Origin of the sequence: Prescottella agglutinans (assembly GCF_004011865.1) — a bacterium.
GTDB lineage: Bacteria > Actinomycetota > Actinomycetes > Mycobacteriales > Mycobacteriaceae > Prescottella > Prescottella agglutinans.
The window spans coordinates 279,777-296,915 of sequence record NZ_RKLP01000007.1 but is presented as its reverse complement, the minus strand read 5'-3'; the positions used below and the strand labels follow the sequence as shown (position 1 = coordinate 296,915).

The 17,139-nt window shown below is 70.0% G+C and carries 16 protein-coding genes and 1 pseudogene; 7 read left to right on the top strand and 10 right to left on the bottom strand.

Annotated features, from left to right (window positions below):
• The first annotated feature begins 11 nt into the window (after positions 1-11).
• Positions 12-2,273 carry a methylmalonyl-CoA mutase gene (gene scpA, locus EGT67_RS15250; protein ID WP_127916922.1) on the top strand — a complete coding sequence of 754 codons (2,262 nt, stop codon included), beginning with the start codon at positions 12-14 and terminating at the stop codon, positions 2,271-2,273.
• Positions 2,260-3,261, top strand: a complete 1,002-nt coding sequence (gene meaB / locus EGT67_RS15245) for a methylmalonyl Co-A mutase-associated GTPase MeaB (RefSeq protein WP_164877575.1) — start codon at positions 2,260-2,262, stop codon at positions 3,259-3,261. The genes scpA and meaB overlap by 14 nt, the downstream gene beginning before the upstream one ends.
• Positions 3,262-3,339: 78 nt before the next feature.
• On the opposite strand, the gene EGT67_RS15240 is transcribed toward meaB, so the two are convergent.
• The 4 genes from EGT67_RS15240 to EGT67_RS15225 all read right to left on the bottom strand — a co-directional run bounded on the left by EGT67_RS15240 (position 3,340) and on the right by EGT67_RS15225 (position 6,170).
• A complete protein-coding gene (locus EGT67_RS15240; RefSeq protein WP_127916921.1) occupies positions 3,340-3,777 on the bottom strand; it encodes a VOC family protein in 438 nt (145 codons plus the stop codon).
• Positions 3,778-3,852: 75 nt separating this feature from the next.
• Complete coding sequence (locus tag EGT67_RS15235) at positions 3,853-4,530, bottom strand: ScbR family autoregulator-binding transcription factor (RefSeq protein WP_206612399.1); 678 nt, start codon at positions 4,528-4,530, stop codon at positions 3,853-3,855.
• 102 nt (positions 4,531-4,632) lie between these two features.
• Positions 4,633-5,691 (bottom strand): nucleoside hydrolase, encoded by a 1,059-nt coding sequence (locus EGT67_RS15230; protein ID WP_127916919.1) that lies wholly within the window; start codon positions 5,689-5,691, stop codon positions 4,633-4,635.
• Positions 5,688-6,170, bottom strand: a complete 483-nt coding sequence (locus tag EGT67_RS15225; protein WP_127916918.1) for an OsmC family protein — start codon at positions 6,168-6,170, stop codon at positions 5,688-5,690. The genes EGT67_RS15230 and EGT67_RS15225 overlap by 4 nt, the downstream gene beginning before the upstream one ends.
• A 67-nt stretch (positions 6,171-6,237) precedes the next feature.
• Here EGT67_RS15225 and EGT67_RS15220 point away from each other — a divergent pair, with 67 nt between their 5' ends.
• Positions 6,238-6,945 (top strand): lysoplasmalogenase, encoded by a 708-nt coding sequence (locus EGT67_RS15220; protein WP_241566045.1) that lies wholly within the window; start codon positions 6,238-6,240, stop codon positions 6,943-6,945.
• A 33-nt stretch (positions 6,946-6,978) separates the two neighbouring features.
• On the opposite strand, the gene EGT67_RS15215 is transcribed toward EGT67_RS15220, so the two are convergent.
• The 4 genes from EGT67_RS15215 to EGT67_RS15200 form a co-directional block, all read right to left on the bottom strand.
• Positions 6,979-7,329: a UBP-type zinc finger domain-containing protein gene (locus EGT67_RS15215; RefSeq protein ID WP_127916916.1), complete on the bottom strand. Its 351-nt coding sequence runs from the start codon at positions 7,327-7,329 to the stop codon at positions 6,979-6,981.
• Positions 7,322-8,755 (bottom strand): ATP-binding protein, encoded by a 1,434-nt coding sequence (locus tag EGT67_RS15210; protein ID WP_127916915.1) that lies wholly within the window; start codon positions 8,753-8,755, stop codon positions 7,322-7,324. The genes EGT67_RS15215 and EGT67_RS15210 overlap by 8 nt, the downstream gene beginning before the upstream one ends.
• Entirely contained in the window at positions 8,752-10,410 is a 1,659-nt protein-coding gene (locus EGT67_RS15205) for an NAD(P)/FAD-dependent oxidoreductase (RefSeq protein WP_127916914.1), read from the bottom strand. Before EGT67_RS15205 ends, EGT67_RS15210 begins: the two co-directional genes overlap by 4 nt.
• An 88-nt stretch (positions 10,411-10,498) precedes the next feature.
• Positions 10,499-10,975, bottom strand: coding sequence for a winged helix-turn-helix transcriptional regulator (locus tag EGT67_RS15200; RefSeq protein ID WP_127916913.1), 477 nt, complete (start codon positions 10,973-10,975; stop codon positions 10,499-10,501).
• A 94-nt stretch (positions 10,976-11,069) separates the two neighbouring features.
• Between EGT67_RS15200 and EGT67_RS15195 the strand changes: the two are divergent.
• Positions 11,070-11,762, top strand: a pseudogene (locus EGT67_RS15195) (SDR family oxidoreductase).
• 15 nt (positions 11,763-11,777) lie between these two features.
• Positions 11,778-12,944: a thiolase family protein gene (locus EGT67_RS15190; protein WP_127916912.1), complete on the top strand. Its 1,167-nt coding sequence runs from the start codon at positions 11,778-11,780 to the stop codon at positions 12,942-12,944.
• Between the two features lie 12 nt (positions 12,945-12,956).
• Here EGT67_RS15190 and EGT67_RS15185 read toward each other — a convergent pair whose 3' ends face one another.
• A complete protein-coding gene (locus tag EGT67_RS15185) occupies positions 12,957-14,222 on the bottom strand; it encodes a CoA transferase (protein ID WP_241566044.1) in 1,266 nt (421 codons plus the stop codon).
• A gap of 145 nt (positions 14,223-14,367) precedes the next feature.
• Between EGT67_RS15185 and EGT67_RS15180 the strand changes: the two genes are divergently transcribed.
• Both EGT67_RS15180 and EGT67_RS15175 read left to right on the top strand, forming a co-directional pair.
• Positions 14,368-14,904 (top strand): DinB family protein, encoded by a 537-nt coding sequence (locus tag EGT67_RS15180; RefSeq protein ID WP_127916911.1) that lies wholly within the window; start codon positions 14,368-14,370, stop codon positions 14,902-14,904.
• 78 nt (positions 14,905-14,982) lie between these two features.
• A complete protein-coding gene (locus tag EGT67_RS15175) occupies positions 14,983-15,858 on the top strand; it encodes a class II glutamine amidotransferase (protein WP_127916910.1) in 876 nt (291 codons plus the stop codon).
• A 3-nt stretch (positions 15,859-15,861) separates the two neighbouring features.
• Here the strand turns inward: EGT67_RS15175 and EGT67_RS15170 are convergent, their stop codons facing one another.
• Entirely contained in the window at positions 15,862-17,106 is a 1,245-nt protein-coding gene (locus EGT67_RS15170) for a saccharopine dehydrogenase family protein (protein WP_127916909.1), read from the bottom strand.
• Positions 17,107-17,139: the final 33 nt, after the last annotated feature.

Genomic DNA, 17,139 nt, shown 5'->3' with positions numbered 1-17,139 from the left:
GGAGCATCGAAGTGACAACGAACGAGGTCAAGCACCTCATCGGCAGCTTTGCCGACGTCGCATTGACGGACCCGGAGTTCCCGCAGCCTGCTGCTCCCACCGCGGAGGAGACCGAAGCGCTGGTCGAGAACCTCGCGACCGCGAACAACTACACCGCCGAGCAGGTGGTGTGGTCGACGCCCGAGGGCATCGACGTCAAGCCGGTCTACACCAAGGCCGACCGGGACGCCGCCGAGGCGTCGGGCTTCCCGCTCGACAGCTTCCCGGGTGCCGCGCCGTTCCTGCGCGGGCCGTACCCGACGATGTACGTCAACCAGCCGTGGACCATCCGCCAGTACGCGGGCTTCTCCACCGCCGCCGAGTCCAACGCGTTCTACCGCCGCAACCTCGCGTCCGGTCAGAAGGGCCTGTCGGTGGCGTTCGACCTCGCGACGCACCGCGGCTACGACTCCGACCACCCGCGCGTGCAGGGTGACGTCGGCATGGCCGGTGTCGCGATCGACTCGATCCTCGACATGCGTCAGCTGTTCGACGGCATCGACCTGTCGCAGGTGTCGGTGTCGATGACCATGAACGGCGCGGTGCTGCCGATCCTGGCGCTGTACGTCGTGGCGGCCGAGGAGCAGGGTGTCGCCCCCGAGCAGCTGGCCGGAACCATTCAGAACGACATTCTGAAGGAGTTCATGGTCCGCAACACCTACATCTACCCGCCGAAGCCGTCGATGCGGATCATCTCCGACATCTTCGCGTACACGTCGGCGAAGATGCCGAAGTTCAACTCGATCTCCATCTCGGGCTACCACATCCAGGAGGCCGGTGCGACCGCCGACCTGGAGCTGGCCTACACGCTCGCCGACGGCATCGAGTACATCCGCGCCGGTCTCGACGCGGGCATGGACATCGACAAGTTCGCGCCGCGCCTGTCGTTCTTCTGGGCGATCGGCATGAACTTCTTCATGGAGGTCGCCAAGCTCCGCGCCGGGCGTCTGCTGTGGGCCGAGCTGGTCGAGAAGTTCGCCCCGAAGAACGCCAAGTCGCTCTCGCTGCGTACTCACTCGCAGACCTCCGGCTGGTCGCTCACCGCGCAGGACGTGTTCAACAACGTCGGCCGCACCTGCGTCGAGGCGATGGCGGCGACGCAGGGCCACACCCAGTCGCTGCACACGAACGCGCTCGACGAGGCGATCGCGCTGCCGACCGACTTCTCGGCCCGCATCGCGCGCAACACGCAGCTGCTGATCCAGCAGGAGTCGAACACCGTCCGTCCGATCGACCCGTGGGGTGGCTCGCACTACGTCGAGTGGCTCACCAACGAGCTCGCGAACCGGGCCCGCGCCCACATCGCCGAGGTCGAGGAGGCCGGCGGCATGGCGCAGGCCATCGGTGAGGGCATCCCGAAGCTGCGCATCGAGGAGGCCGCGGCCCGCACCCAGGCCCGCATCGACTCCGGCCGGCAGCCGCTGATCGGCGTCAACAAGTACGTGCCGGACGAGCCGGACAGCATCGAGGTCCTCAAGGTCGACAACACCAAGGTGCGTGCCGAGCAGATCGCCAAGCTGCAGCAGCTGCGCGCCGAGCGCGACGAGGCCGCCACCCAGGCGGCCCTGGCCGAGCTCACCCGCGCGGCGGCATCGACCGCGGGCGGCATGGAGAACAACCTGCTGGCACTCGCCATCGACGCCGCCCGCGCCAAGGCGACCGGCGGCGAGATCTCCGACGCGCTCGAGAAGGTGTACGGGCGCCACCAGGCCGAGATCCGGACCATCAGCGGTGTGTACCGGGACGAGGCCGGAAAGGTGAGCAACATCTCGAACGCAATCGCACTCGTCGAGAAGTTCGCCGAGGAGGAGGGACGTCGTCCCCGCATCCTCGTCGCGAAGATGGGCCAGGACGGTCACGACCGAGGCCAGAAGGTGATCTCCACCGGCTTCGCGGACCTCGGCTTCGACGTCGACGTGGGACCGCTGTTCCAGACCCCCGAGGAGGTCGCCCAGCAGGCGGCCGACGCCGACGTGCACATCGTCGGTGTGTCCTCCCTCGCCGCCGGTCACCTCACCCTGGTGCCGGCGCTGCGGGAGGCCCTCGCCGCGGTGGGTCGCCCCGACATCATGGTCGTGGTCGGTGGTGTCATTCCTCCGGGCGACTTCGACGAGCTGTACCAGGCCGGCGCCGCGGCGATCTTCCCGCCCGGCACGGTCCTCGCGGACGCCGCGATCGGTCTGCTGCAGAAGCTGTCGGAGCAGTTGGGACACGATCCGATTGCCGCCGACTAGCCGTCCGCCGCTCGATCTGGCTGCGCTCGGTGACGCGGTCCTCGAGGGCCGGCGAAGTGATGTGTCCAAGGCCATCACCCTCGTCGAGTCCACCCGGGCCGATCACCGGGAGCAGGCGCAGCAGTTGCTGCTGCGCCTGCTCCCGCACGCCGGGAACGCGATCCGGGTGGGGATCACGGGTGTTCCGGGTGTCGGCAAGTCCACGACCATCGAAGCCCTCGGGATGCACCTGATCTCGTTGGGGCACAAGGTCGCGGTCCTCGCGGTCGACCCGTCCTCGACCCGCACCGGCGGGTCGATCCTCGGCGACAAGACCCGGATGCAGAACCTGTCGGTGGAACCCGACGCGTTCATCCGGCCGTCGCCGACCTCGGGCACGCTCGGCGGTGTCGCGAAGGCCACCCGCGAGACGATGGTGCTGCTCGAGGCCGCCGGCTACGACGTGATCCTCGTCGAGACGGTCGGTGTCGGGCAGTCGGAGGTGACGGTCGCCAACATGGTCGACACGTTCACCTTCCTCACCCTGGCCCGCACCGGTGACCAGTTGCAGGGCATCAAGAAGGGTGTCCTCGAACTCGCCGACATCGTCAGCGTCAACAAGGCCGACGGCAAGCACGCGACCGAGGCGCGGGTCGCGGCCCGCGAACTGGCGGGTGCGCTGCGGCTGATCTACCCGCACGACGCGCTGTGGAAGCCGCCGGTGCTGACGATGAGCGCGCTCGAGAACACCGGCATCGACACGTTCTGGAACGAGGTGCTCCGGCACCGCCAGGTCCTGGGCGACGCCGGTGAACTCGAACGCAAGCGGCATCAGCAGCAGGTGGACTGGACGTGGTCGATGGTCCACGACCAGTTGCTGCGCCGGCTCGACTCGAACGAGCGGGTGAAGAAGATCCGCGGCGAGGTCGAGGAGCAGGTCCGTGAGGGCTCGCTGACCGCGGCCCTCGCCGCACACCGGATCCTCGACGCGTTCGACGGCCTCGAATAGCGTTCACCGCAACACTTCTCGGACGCGGGCCCCGCACCACTCCCGGTGGTGCGGGGCCCGCGTCGTCTCCACGCAGGGTCAGATGTCGGTGGTCAGGCGCACCCGCCCGGACGGATCGACGCTCCACCCGGGGTTGTGGCAGACCTCCCAGATCACCCCGTTCGGGTCCGCGAAGTGTCCGTGATAGCCGCCGAACGCGGCGCGCTGCGGGTGCTTGACCACCGCCGCGCCCGCGCGAACCGCCTGGGCGACGAGCACGTCGACGGCCTCCGCGCTGCCGACGTTGTGGGAGAACGTGATTCCCGAGGTGGCCAGGTGGGTGCCGGGTCGACCGATGTCCTCACCGAACTTCTCGGCGTCGAACAGGCCGAGCACCGTGCCCGGCGCGGTCTGGAAGAAGATGATCTCCCCGGGCACGTCCAGCAACGGCTCCCACCCGAGCCCGCCGCAGTAGAACGCTCTCGCCGCATCGAGATCCGGCGTCGCGAGCGTCACGAAGTGGATGCGTTGGTCCATGTCCGGCAGTGTGCCCGACGCCCGCGGGCCCCGCAGCCGGAACGGGCGCGGAGCCCGCCGACACGATGCGTTCGTTCAGGCCTCGACGGACGAATCCACCATCGGCGCCTGGAGTTCGGCCGGCGGCGTCCAGCGGGACGCGCGAATCTCGGCGAGTTCGGCGGCATCCCCGGTGGTGGCGATGCTGGGCAGCAGCAGTGACCACATCTCGTCGATGCGCTGTTCGAGGTCCTCGCGCCGGGCGAGGACCTGCGACACCAGTTGGACGCCGGTGAACGAACCGCTCAGGAAGCGTGCGAGGGCGTCCGGTTCTACCGTGGGGGCGATTTCGCCGGTGCTGACGCCGGATTCGACGATCAGCCGACTGCTCTCGATCCACTCGACGTACGGCCGGTCCGGACCGTCGGCGCCGCTGAGCTCGAGCGTGAGCCGTGAGCCGGCGCGCGCGATCGGGTCGTGGACGATCTGTCGTCCCATTTCGTGGCACAGCATCACGAGCTGCCGAAGCGGGCTCGCGCCGGTGCGCGAGATCGCCCGGACGGTGTCGACCGACATCCGGTGGTGCTCGTCGATGACGACTCTCGCGAGCTCGTCCTTCGAGCGGAAATGGAAGTAGAGCGCGCCCTTCGTGGTGCCGGCCCCGTCGACTATGTCGCCGAGGCTCGCCCCTTCGAACCCTGACCGCTCGAACATTCGAGCCGCTCCGCTGATGATCTGCTGCCGTGTTGCCACGGCGCGCGCCTGTCGTGCCACGTGTTGTACCGCCTTGTTTTCCCGACTGAACGACCTGGTTGACACAGCCGGACGCCCGACTGGACGTTCATCCAGATCGACGAAAACGGTACCAGTGTGGAGCTACCGTTCGGTTCGCTTCGGCGGCACCGCAACGGTCTTCGCGAGGCCCGCGATCCGGCGAATCAGGTCCTCGAGAAACGCGTCTGCATCGGTTTCCCAGGTGACGTACGCGTTCGGTGATCTCTGCCACAGCCCGTACCAGTCCGCGACGGTCTGGCCGCGGGTGATCCGCCCCTCCGTCTCGACATCGACAGTCGCACTTCGGTACCGGGCGATCCCGGGGTCGAGTGCCACCGCGGCCGCGAACGGGTCGTGCATGTGCGCGATGAATCCCTGCCCGTGGTCGCGGTGGAACTCGAAGTAGAAGCGCACCGCGTCGGACAGATGTCGCACAACCGGATTCGAGGTGACCGACCTGGTCGACGCGTCGTCCTCGGTGCGGATGGTCTCGGCCGGTGTGCTGTCGGCGAGTTCGGCGAGTCGGCGAAGATGCTCGGGCCGCATGATGATTCGTTCGGTCACGTCGAGGCCGCAGACGATCGGCGAGCGATCCTCGGGGACCGCGGAGAAAGCGGCGAACACCTCGGCGGCGGCCTCCGGATCGACCGAGATGTTCCACTCCGCGACCGGTGTGGTGTTGCCCGGATGCTGGAACGCGCCACCCATCACCACGAGACGCTTCAGGCGTCCCGGGAGTTCGGGATCCGCGCGGATCGCGAGCGCCAGGTTGGTGAGCGGACCGGTGACGAGCCCGACCAGTTCGCCGGGATGCTCACGGGTGAGGTCGATCCACGCCTGCGCCGCGCTGCGCTCCGACGGGCGCCGCGTCGGGTGGGGGAGGACGGCGTACCCGATGCCCTGCGGTCCGTGCGTGTCCTCGGTGGTGCGCAGCGGGGCGCTCACCGGGCCGTCGGCGCCGACGGCCACCTCGATGTCGGGGCGCCCACACAGCTCGAGCCAGGCCAGGTTGTTGATCGCCACCTGCGCGGTCGGCACGTTGCCGGCGGTCGACAGGACCGCGAGGATGTCGGCGTCGTCGCGGGCGAGCAGGTACAGCAGGGCGACCGAATCGTCGATGCCGGTGTCGACGTCGACGATCAGCCGGGTGCGCTCGCTCATCGCGCCGCCCCCTCGACGGCGATGTCCGCCCGGTGTTCGACGGGAAAGTTCACCGAGCGTGCGATGAAGCACTTGCCGTGCGCGTCGGCGTGGAGTCGCTCGGCAGCCGCCACCATGGACGGGTCCGCCACCAGCACCCGCGGCGCCAGGACCACCTCGGTGAACTCGCCCGACCCGTCGGGGTGCGTCTGCATCCGTCCGGTCGGATGATCGGTGTACCCGCTGACGACGACGCCCTCCGCCGCGGCGAGCGCGAGGTACGACAGCATGTGGCACTGGGACAGGGCGGCCACCAGCAACTCCTCCGGGTTCCATGCGTCCCTGTCTCCGCGGAATGCGGGGTCGGCGCTGCCGCGCAGCGGCGGCTTCCCCGGCGCCGTCACTGTGTGCTCGCGGTCGTAGTCCCGGTAGCCGCTGGTTCCGGTGCCGCGGTTACCGGTCCAGGCGACGTCGAGGGCGTAGCTGTGTTCTGCTGCCATGGCATTCATCATTGCGGACATGGTCGGATCCCGTCTGCGGCGGCCGGGCGCGCCCTAGCATGTGACCGTGCAAAGGGAGTGGAACACACCGATTCGGGCCGCGTGGGCAGCATTCGCGGTGCTGGCCGTCGTGCACCTGGCGGCGCAACTCGTCGGTGCGGACACCGCAGCGGACGTCACGCAGTGGTTCCTGATGCCGGTGCTCGCGGTGGTGCTGTGGCTGTCCACCGCCGCCCCCCGCAGTCGACTGGTCGTCCTGACACTCGTCGCGCTGGGGTTCTCATGGCTCGGTGACTCCGCGCCGGATCTGGCGGACGGCGACATTGCTTTCCTGCTGATGGTGGGATTCTTCCTGCTCGCTCAGATCACCTACATCGCCGCGTTCGCGCCGTTCACCACCGGCGCAGTGCTGCGGCGCAATCGCGGCGGGGTGGTGGCGTACGCGTTCGCGGTGGCGCTGCTGATCGCGGCGTGCGCACCCGGGGCGGGCGCGCTGCTGGTCCCGGCGCTCGTGTACGGCGCGGCGCTCGGCACCATGGCTGTCCTGGCGGCGGGTGTCGATCGCACCGCCGCGATCGGCGGCGGCCTGTTCCTGGTCTCCGACGGGATGATCGCGATGGGCGCGTTCGCCGACTGGTTCACCCCGCCGGTCGAGGGCTTCTGGGTGATGGCGACCTACATCGCGGCCCAGGCGCTCATCGTGCTCGGCGTGCTCGAGGCCGACGGCGCTCGCGGGCATCTGTCGGCCCCACGGGCGCGAACCGCGACCGACTAGTCGTCGAACTTCCGGCGGCGGTTCGGCCGGCGGTCAGTGGACGTGCGCCTCCCAGTCCGCGGGTACACGCCCGGCCGGACCGGGCACCGGTTGGTCGGCCGGATGGTGCCGCGGCGGGGCCAACCCCGGGCCGTCGTCGTACATCTGCTGGGTCCGGTAGTCGAAGTACCAGGTCTCGCCCGGCTCGAAGCTCTGGATGAGCGGGTGGCCGCTCGCCGCGGCGTGCGCACTCGCGTGCTGCGCCGGCGACGTGTCGCAGCAACCGATGTGACCGCATTGCGCGCAGCGGCGCAGGTGCACCCACCAGCCTCCGACCGCCTCGCAGTCCGCGCAGCCCACCCCGCTGGGTGGCACCTGCAGATCGATCCCCTCGATATCACTCATCGGTGTCTCCTTCCGGTGAGACGAGCGGGACGCGCACCACGAACTCGGTCCGTCCCGGCTGAGACGTCACGCGGATGTCGCCCCCGTGCCTGTTCACGATCCTCCACGAGATGTCGAGGCCGAGTCCGGTCCCTTCGCCGACCGGCTTGGTGGTGAAGAACGGTTCGAAGATCCGGCCGCGGATCGCCTCGGGGATCCCGCTCCCCGTGTCCGCGATCGCCACGGCGAGGCAGTCCCCGTCGCGGTAGGTGCGGACGGTGAGCGTGCCGCGGCCGTCCATGGCGGCCACCGCGTTGTCGATGAGGTTGGTCCACACCTGATTGAGTTCGGCGGCGTTGGACGGCACGCGTGGCAGGCCGTGGTCGTAGTCCTTGACGACGTCGATGCCGTCGCCGATCTTGCCGCTCAGCATCACCAGCGTGCTGTCGAGCAGGTCGTGCACGTCCGAGACCTGGAACGGCGCACGGTCCATCTGCGAGTACTGCTTGGCGGCGCCGACCAACGAGCTGATCCGGGTAGTGGAGTCCGAGATCTCGTTCATCAGCAGTTCGGTCTCGATGGTGTAGTTGAGCCACGCGACGGCACCGGCGAGGACGGGCGGCTCGACCGCGGCCGCGACCCGCTCGAGCCAGGCTACGTCGAGCCCGGCCTGCACGAAGGTCGGTGCGATGTTCCAGCTTCCCGTGATGTCGTGGTCCTCGAGCCACTCGCCGAGGGCGTCCTCCCGGTCCGACGTCTCCAGTGGGCTGAGCGTCGGCGCCTTCGCGACGAGTTCGACGGCCTCCTCCTGGATGCCGATCAGTCCCCGGAGGGTCGCGGGTTCGTAGGCGCCCGAGGCGATCATCCCCAGCTTGTGGCGCATTCCGGCGACCCGATCCCGCAGCGAGGACGTCGCCCTGACCGCAGCCGCTGCCGGGTTGTTCAGCTCGTGGGTCAGCCCGGCCGACAGGGAACCGAGGGCGAGCAGTCGCTCCCGTTGGTCGAGGATCTCGCGGGCGTTCTGGTTCCCGAAGAACAGCCCCTCGAGCAGGTGGATCGCCATCGGGAACCACTCCGCCACGAAGCGGGCGAAGTCGGCGGCGTCCAGGACGAAGAAGATGGACCGCTCGGGCACCGTCATCGAGCTGCTGTAGACCTGCGGCACGCGGTCGCCCATGTAGGCGGTCCAGGCGCCCGCGTAGGCGCCACGGTGCGAGGTACGCACCATCTCCACGTCGTGGCTGCCCGAGAGCTTGGTGAGCACGACCGATCCCTCGACGAGCACGTAGAAGCACGTCGCGGTATCGCCCTCGCGGAACACCGGGCCCGGCTCGACGACCTCGATCCGCCCGGCCCGGCACAGCTGTCCGAGCTGGTCGTCGTCCAGCTTCTCGAAGAGGAACAGTGTCCGCAGTTCCTCCGGCGTGCACGGCGGCGCGGCGCTCATGGCTGGGCCAGGTATCGGTGCACGAGCATCACCGCCATAGCGCCCTCGCCGACTGCGGAGGCCACCCGTTTCGCGGAGTCGGCGCGCACGTCCCCGGCCACGAAGACCCCGGGCACGCTGGTCTCCAGTTGGTGCGGCGGCCGCTCGAGTTCCCAGCCGGGCGGCCGCTTGCCGCCGACGATCAGATCCGGCCCGGAGACTACGTATCCGTCGTCGTCACGCATCACCACGCCGTCGAGCCAGTCGGTTCGCGGCGCGGCACCGATGAACAGGAAGAGCCAGTGCGCGTCGACGGTCTCGGTGCGTCCGGTGGTGTTGTCGCGCAGCGTGATCCGCTCCAGGTGGTCGTCGCCGTCCACGCCGACCACTTCCGAGCACGCCCGGACCGTGATTCTCGGGTTCTGCCGGATCTGCTGAATCAGGTAGTGCGACATGGAGTCGTCGAGCGAGCCTGCACGCACCACGATGGTCACCGACCGGGCGCCCCTCGCGAGATAGACCGCCGCCTGTCCGGCCGAGTTCGCGCCGCCGATCACGTACACGTCGTCGTCGGTGCATCGCGCGGCCTCCGTCACCGCCGAGCCGTAATACACACCCCGCCCGGTGAACTCGCTCAATCCAGGTGCCGACAGCTGCCGATACGACACCCCCATCGCGAGGATGACCGTGTGCGCGTGCAGCATGGCCCCGTCGGCGCACCGGACGGTGCGCGCGGACCCGTTCACCTCGAGGGCGACGACGTCGCGGGTGGTGATCACCTCGGCGCCGAACTTGGCGGCCTGCCTGCGCGCGCGGTCGGTGAGCTGGGCGCCGGACAATCCGTCCGGGAAGCCGAGATAGTTCTCGATCCGGGAACTCTGGCCCGCCTGCCCGCCGGTGGCGGTCCGCTCGACGACCACGGTGCGCAGGCCCTCCGACGCCCCGTACACCGCCGCGCCGAGTCCCGCCGGGCCGCCGCCGATGACGACGAGGTCGTAGAAGTCCGACGTCGGGGTGGTGGCCAGTCCCACATGGGCTGCCAGCTCCGAGTCCGTCGGCTCGACCAGCGCGTCGCCGTCACCCATGATCACCACGGGTAGCCGGATGCCGTCGGCGCCCGCGGCCTCGAGTAGCCGCTCGCCCTCCGGCTCGTCGGACATGTACCACCGATAGGGGAGTTGATTGCGGGCCAGGAACTCGCGCACGTCCGAGGAGCGCGCCGACCACCGGTGCCCGACGATCCGGATCTCGGTGACGGGTCTGCGGTCGGCGGTGATCCAGGCTTCGAGCAGGGCGTCGAGCGCCGGATAGAGCTTCTCCTCAGGCGGGTCCCACGGCTTGAGCAGGTAGTGGTCGAGGTCGACGATGTTGATCGCGTCGATCGCGGCGTCGGTGTCGGCGTAGGCGGTGAGCAGTACCCGCCTGGCGGCCGGGTACAGGTCCATGCCCTGCTCCAGGAGCTCGATGCCGCTCATTCCCGGCATCCGCTGGTCGGCGAGCAGGACCGCGACGGCGTCGCCGCGCAGCTTCATCTCCTTGAGCGCCGCCAGTGCCTCGTCGCCGGACTGGGCCCGGACGATCCGGTACCTGTCCCCGTAGCGTCGGCGCAGGTCCCTGGCGATGGCACGGGAGACACTCGGGTCGTCGTCGACGCTGAGGATCGCGGGCTGTGCCATCCCTCTCCCATCGCGGCGGCCGTTCGGCCACCGGTTCGAGTATGCGCTGGTCGGCGGCCTCGCGCAGTTGTTCGGCGGACGACGACGGTCAGGCGCGCGCCCGCTCCGCGAGTCGCACCTCGACGTCGTCGGCGTCGACCTGGTGATCGGCCGCGCACTCCACCCGGAGCGCGACGGGCTCGCCGCAGCCGGAGTGGGCGAACTCGAGTCGGTCGGCGCCGCCCGCGTACTTGGCGCCCCACTCGAAGAGGCCGATGACCACGGGCATCAGGTCGATTCCGGCCCGGGTCAGGACGTACTCGTCCCGGGTGCGGACCCCTTCCTCCCGGTAGGGCTGCCGCGCGACCAGGCCCGCGTCGGTGAGGGCGCGCAGGTGTGTGGCAGCGGTCGCGGGTGCCAGGCCGACGCGGGTGACGAAGTCGTCGAAGCGTCGGGTGCCGTAGTGCGCCTCGCGCATGATCAGCATCGCCGGCCGGGAGCCGACCACTCCCATCGCCTTCTCGATCGGGCAGTGTCCGATCGCCGACCAGGACGACCTGTCGTCCAACGGTGCACGGAGTTGCATGTGGTCCACCTCACAAGATGCTGACTTCATTGACCCGTAGTCAGAGTGTAGCGTCGGAACTGGCTTCAAAGAACCGATCCAGAGGTGGTATCCGATGCAGATCGAAGGAAGCGTGGTGCTGGTCACCGGTGCCGGCGGGGGTTTGGGACGAGAGTTCGTCCGGCAGTTCCTCGAACGCGGAGCGACCAAGGTGTACGCCGCGGCCCGAAGGGAACTGGACTGGCCCGACGATCGTGTCCGCCCGCTACAGCTGGACGTCACCGACGCGGGCTCGATCTCCGCGGCCGCCGAGGCGGCCCCGGATGTGACCGTGCTCGTGAACAACGCCGGCGTCGTCGGCCCCCGCTCGTTGGTGACCTCGCCGATCGAGGAGATTCGGGACACGTTCGAGACCAACGTGTTCGGCCCGCTATAGATGACCCGGGCGTTCGCGCCGGCATTGGCCGCCGCGGGCGGTGGAGCGATCGTCGACGTGCACTCGGTGCTGAGTTGGCTGGCGACCCCGGGGGCATACAGCCCGTCGAAGGCGGCGCTGTGGGGGCTGACCAACACGTTGCGGCTCGAACTCGCCGACCAGGGCACCCAGGTGCTCGGCGCCCACCTGGGCTACACCGACACACCGATGACCGCCGGGCTCGACGTGCCGAAGTCGGACCCGGTCGTCATCGTCACGCGCATTCTCGACGCCCTGACCACGGGCTCCGACGAGGCTCTTGCCGACGAACTCACCCAGCAGGTGCGTTCGAACCTGTCCGCCCTCACCACCGGTGCGATCAGGACCGACTGAGAAGGGATAACCGTCATGAACACAGCAGTCATCGTGGACGCCGTCCGCACCCCGCTCGCCAAGGGGAAACCCGGTGGTGCGTACTCCGAGGTCCATCCGGTGGATCTCCACGCGGCGACGCTCCGCGCGCTCGTCGAACGCACGGGGATCGACCCCGGCCGTATCGACGACGTCATCAGCGGCGCGGTCGGGCAGATCGGCGAACAGTCGGGCAACACCGCTCGATGGGCGCTGCTGGCCGCCGGATACCCGGAGACGGTCCCGGGTGTGACCGTCGACCGGCAGTGCGGCAGCAGCCAGCAGGCCTTGCACTTCGCCGCCCAGGGCGTGATCGCCGGGGCGTACGACGTGGTGGTGGCGTCGGGTGTCGAGTCGATGAGCCGGATCCCCATCGGCAGCCAGTCCGCCGGCAGGGACTTCTTCGGGCCGCGGGTCGCGGCCCGGTACGGCAACGGTCTGGTGCCGCAGGGGATCAGCGCCGAGCTGATCGCGCAGAAGTGGAACCTGTCCCGCGCCCAGCTCGACGAGTTCTCCGCCATCTCGCACGAACGCGCGGTGCGGGCCTGGAAGGACGGCCTGCTCGACGGCCAGGTCACCTACGTGAACGACCTGCGCATCGACGAGACGATCCGGCCCGGCACCACGACCGACGTCCTCGCCGGGCTCCGGCCGGCCTTCTACAGCGAGGACTGGGCCGCGCGCTACCCGGATGTGGACTGGAAGGTGACGGCGGGCAACAGTTCTCCGGTCAACGACGGGTCCGCGGCCGTCCTGGTCACCAGCGAGGAGGCGGCCGCGCGGCTCGGGCTGCGGCCGCGGGCCCGTCTGCACTCGTTCGCCGTGGTCGGCGACGACCCGATCCTGATGCTGACCGGCATCATCCCGGCGACGCGCAAGGTTCTCGACCGCGCGGGCCTCACCCTCGCCGACATCGACGCCTTCGAGGTGAACGAGGCGTTCGCGTCGGTGGTGCTCGCCTGGCAGGCCGAGACGGGCGCCGACATGAGCAAGGTCAACGTCAACGGCGGCGCGATCTCCATCGGTCACCCGCTCGGGGCCTCCGGGGCGCGCCTGGCCACCAGCCTGGTCGACGTGCTCGAACAACGCGGCGGCCGGTACGGGTTGCAGGTGATGTGCGAGGCCGGCGGGCTGGCGAACGCCACCGTCATCGAGCGGCTGTGAGATCGAGGCCCATCACCAGCGCGGCGCGTCGGCTCCCCAGGTGCGCGCCGGGAACGGGTAGTCGTCGAACTCCGCGAGCACCGGTCGGGCCGTGGTGATCTCGCCATGGGTGACGACGGTGTCGGGACCGGGCAGTCGCGCCGGCGGGGGCGACTGCCGACGGTTCGGTCGGTCGAGCAGCCACGCCGCGGTCCGCGCCAGGGAGACGTCGACGTCGCGTCCGGCGCCGTCGCGCCGCCCGTCGACGAGCGCGTCGATCGCGCCTGCGGCCAGCAGGTAGCCGGAGGCGTGATCGAGGGCCTGCGCCGGGAGCGCACCGGGCCGTCCCGCGTCACCTTCGATCAGCGCGATGCCCGACGCGGCCTGCACGATGCTGTCGAACCCGCGTCGCCCGGCCCACGGCCCGGTGCGCCCCCACGCGCAGACCCGGCCGTGCACCAGACCGGGCCGACCCGATCCGGGCTCGCCGATCAACGCCTCGAGCGAGCCGGGCCGGTAGCCGGTCAGGAGGATGTCGGCGTCGGCGAGCAGAGCCCGGAAGGTGGCGAGCCCGTCCGGCTTCCGCAGGTCGAGCCGCGCCGACCGCTTGCCCTGCCCGGTCTCGAGGTGCTGCAACTCGATCTCCGGCAGGTGCGGAGGATCGATGCGCAGCACGTCGGCGCCGAGAAGCGCGAGCGCGCGGGAGGCGACGGGCCCCGCGATCACCCGGGTCAGGTCGAGGACGCGCACACTCGCCAGGGGCGCCGGGCCCGTGCCGGACGCCCGCCGCCGACCTCGGTCGGCGCGCACCCGGACGGTGACGAGATCACCGGACGCCGCGGCGCGGCCCGGTTCGGATGCGGCCCACTCGCTTTCGCTGCGCACCCGGACGGCGATCGCGCCCGCGGCGGCGGCCCGCTCCTCGACGTCGGCGGCCGTCAGCGCCGCGACCTGTCGCCGGAATCGTTCGCGATCGCAGGACCCGTCGAGACCGAGTGCGTCGAGCAGTCGGGCGCGGTGGTGCGGATAGTTCGCGTGCGTGCGGACCCACCCGTCGGACGTCGCGAAGAACCCCGACAGTTCCGCGAACCCCGCCACCGGCCTGCCGGCGAGGCGAAACATCTTGTCGCCCGCGAAGGATGCGGCGATCCGCTCCGGATTCGGTGCCGCCTCGTGCGGCGGTAGGCCCAGCGCTGCGCGCGCGTTGTTCGCCGCGGTCTCCAGAGCCGCGACGGCGTGGGCGGCGAGGTCGTACGCCGGCAGGTGTGCCGCCAGGAAGTCGTGGGGGACGGTGCTCACGACGTCGAGGCTAGATCGGTCGGTCTGCCGACACGCCTCGAGACACGAATCTTCGCCGCCCGACCAATGAGGACCGAAGCTGTCCGCAATCATCCGTAGCGTCGTTCCCATCGAGGCACTCCGAATCCGAACGAAGGACGATCCGATGACCGAGAACACCACCACCAGCGGCGAGCGCGCCGACATCCTGGCCCTGCTCGCCGACCAGCGACACAACTTCCTGATCACGATGCGCGGCATCGACGACGTGCAGGCGCGTACTCGCACGACGGTCAGCGAACTGACGCTGGGCGGTCTGCTCAAGCACCTCGTGCACACCGAGCAGGAGTGGGTGACGACGATCCTCGAACGTGACGAGACCGCCACCTTCGACATGGAGACGGCGATGGAGCAGTATCGGATGACCGACGAGGAGACCGTCGCGCAACTGCTTGCCGACTACGATGCGGCGGCGCAGGCGACGGAGGCCCTGGTCGCATCGCTCGACGACCTCGATCTGCTCGTACCCCTCGCGACCGCCCCGTGGGCACCCGAACGGCAGTGGTGGACGGCGCGCCGCGTGCTGCTGCACATCCTGCGGGAGACCTCGCAGCATTCGGGTCACGCGGACATCATTCGCGAATCTCTCGACGGCGCGAACACCACGATGCAGATGGGCGCCGACGCCGGTATGGAGTTCTGACGCGGCGAACGCCCGCGCCGGCGCGGGGTCGCGGTCATACTGGTCGGGACCGGCCTCGAGGCGAGGAGGACGACGACCATGTGTCGACTGTTCGGAATGTCCGCGGCCCCGCACCGTGTGCACGCCACCTTCTGGTTGCTCGACGCGCAGGACAGCCTCGCGCAGCAGAGCCGGCGGATGCCGGACGGCACCGGGTTGGGCACTTTCGCCGGGGACGGGACTCCACGGCTGGAGAAACAACCCGTCGCCGCGTACGAGGACAGCCGGTTCGCGTGGGAGGCCAAGGAACGCGAGTCCACCACGTTCGTCGCGCACGTGCGCTACGCCACCACCGGTGCGAACAATCTCGCCGACACCCACCCGTTCGAGCAGAAGGGCCGGCTGTTCGCGCACAACGGGGTGATCGAGGACCTGCCGGCGCTCGAGGCGGAACTCGGGGAGTACCGGGACCTGGTGCAGGGCGACACCGACTCCGAGCGCTACTTCGCGCTGATCACCCGGCACATCGACGAGAACGACGGTGACGTGGCCGCCGGGATCGCGGGCGCAGTCGGCTGGATCGCCGACAACCTGCGGATGCTCTCGATCAACTTCGTCCTGATCGAGGCGGACCAGCTGTGGGCGTTCCGCTACCCGGACACCGACGACCTCATGGTGCTGCGACGCCGACCGGGCGGACCCAGCGGGCGGCGGCACCTCGATCACGCGAGCAGCGCCGGCACCGTCCGAGCCAGGTCGGGCGCGTTGGCGACATTGCCGGCGGTCGTGGTCGCGACCGAACCGATGGACGAGGACCCCGACTGGGAGTCGCTGTGTCCGGGCGAGCTCCTCCACGTGGGCCCGAATCAGGAAGTGACCCGGACGATGATTCGCGAGCGTCCGCCGAAACATCGGCTGACGCTCGCGGACCTGTCCGGTCGAGCCGCGTCGTCGCAGGCCCCGAACGGAGACTGACGCTCAGGCGCGCCCGGCCCGGATCTCGAAGCCCGCGGCACGCAGCCGATCCGCCAGGACGTCGCCCATCGCGATCGCGGGAGTGAGGACGCCGGCGCGGCCGGGCAGGTCGTCACGCTGCAGCGCGAGCGCCAGCGCGGACTCGCCGAACATGACGGCCGTCGCCGCGTATCCCGGGTCGCCCTGGGCGGCGACGCGCGCGGTGTACCGGGCGCCGGTCGTCGTCCGGCCGAACACGTCGATCGTGAAGTGGCCGTGTCGTTGGGACTTCTCGCTCGGTCCCTGTCCCGGCTTCGGCAGCACCCGGTCCAGCACCCATCTCGTCGGTGGGAACGCCAGTCCGGCGACGAGGCCGCCCATGCCCGCGGCCACACCGGCGGCGATCACCGGTGACGCGAACGACGATCCGACGTTCATCACCTCGCGGTACCGGAACTGCTTGCCGTAGGTGTGCCCGGTGAGGGCGTTGCTGCGGCGCACCACACGGGTGTTGTACGGCCCCATGAAGAACGGTGCCTTCCAGCCGGACAGGCCCGGCGCGATGTCCGACCCGCGGACGAGTGCGACGTCGGACTGTGGACCCAGGTCCGGTTCGGCGGCGCGGTCCGGACTCAGGGAGTACGGCGAGGCGGTGAGCCTTCGCAGCGCGGCGTCGTGCTTGGTCTCGTCGATCTGGGTGCGCAGCGAGTCGATGGTGCCGCCGCTGACGCCGCCGCGCAGCGACGTCACCACCAGCGTCGTGTCCGTCAGATCGCCCGCACCGTCCGCCCGGACCTGGCGGTGCAGGACGTGGACACCGAGATCGGAGGGGATCGAATCGAACCCGCACGAGTGCACGATGCGGGCGCCGCTCGCCGCGGCGGTCTCGTGGAACAGGTCGATGCTCTCCCGCGCGAACGGCACCTCACCGGTGAGGTCGACGTAGTCGGTGCCGGCCTCGGCGCACGCGCGGACGAGTGGCAGGCCGTACTTCGCGTACGGCCCGACGGTCGTGGCGACGACGTGGGCGGCGGCCGCGAGTGCGCGCAGCGAGGCGTCGTCGGTGGCGTCCGCGCGCAGCAGCGGCCAGTCGGCGGCGGTGGGGCCGAGTCCGGCGCGCACCTTCTCGAGGCGTTCGAGGGAGCGCCCCGAGAGCCCGATGCGGGTGCCCGCGGGCGCGTGCTCGGCCAGGTACCGGGCCACCAGCTTGCCGACGAAGCCGGTGGCGCCGTGGACGACGACGTCGAGATCGCGTGATCGTGCGGTCATGATGCCGACCCTACTAGCGGGTAAGGATTTCGG

What these genes read in the sequence shown, in the direction of transcription:
- EGT67_RS15240 (WP_127916921.1), bottom strand. Translation starts at nt 3,777, where the DNA reads ATGGACCAACGCATCCACTTCGTGACGCTCGCGACGCCGGATCTCGAT.
- EGT67_RS15230 (WP_127916919.1), bottom strand. Translation starts at nt 5,691, where the DNA reads ATGAGCGAGCGCACCCGGCTGATCGTCGACGTCGACACCGGCATCGAC.
- EGT67_RS15225 (WP_127916918.1), bottom strand. Translation starts at nt 6,170, where the DNA reads ATGGCAGCAGAACACAGCTACGCCCTCGACGTCGCCTGGACCGGTAAC.
- EGT67_RS15215 (WP_127916916.1), bottom strand. Translation starts at nt 7,329, where the DNA reads ATGAGTGATATCGAGGGGATCGATCTGCAGGTGCCACCCAGCGGGGTG.
- EGT67_RS15210 (WP_127916915.1), bottom strand. Translation starts at nt 8,755, where the DNA reads ATGAGCGCCGCGCCGCCGTGCACGCCGGAGGAACTGCGGACACTGTTC.
- EGT67_RS15205 (WP_127916914.1), bottom strand. Translation starts at nt 10,410, where the DNA reads ATGGCACAGCCCGCGATCCTCAGCGTCGACGACGACCCGAGTGTCTCC.
- EGT67_RS15200 (WP_127916913.1), bottom strand. Translation starts at nt 10,975, where the DNA reads ATGCAACTCCGTGCACCGTTGGACGACAGGTCGTCCTGGTCGGCGATC.
- EGT67_RS15190 (WP_127916912.1), top strand. Translation starts at nt 11,778, where the DNA reads ATGAACACAGCAGTCATCGTGGACGCCGTCCGCACCCCGCTCGCCAAG.
- EGT67_RS15180 (WP_127916911.1), top strand. Translation starts at nt 14,368, where the DNA reads ATGACCGAGAACACCACCACCAGCGGCGAGCGCGCCGACATCCTGGCC.
- EGT67_RS15175 (WP_127916910.1), top strand. Translation starts at nt 14,983, where the DNA reads ATGTGTCGACTGTTCGGAATGTCCGCGGCCCCGCACCGTGTGCACGCC.
- EGT67_RS15170 (WP_127916909.1), bottom strand. Translation starts at nt 17,106, where the DNA reads ATGACCGCACGATCACGCGATCTCGACGTCGTCGTCCACGGCGCCACC.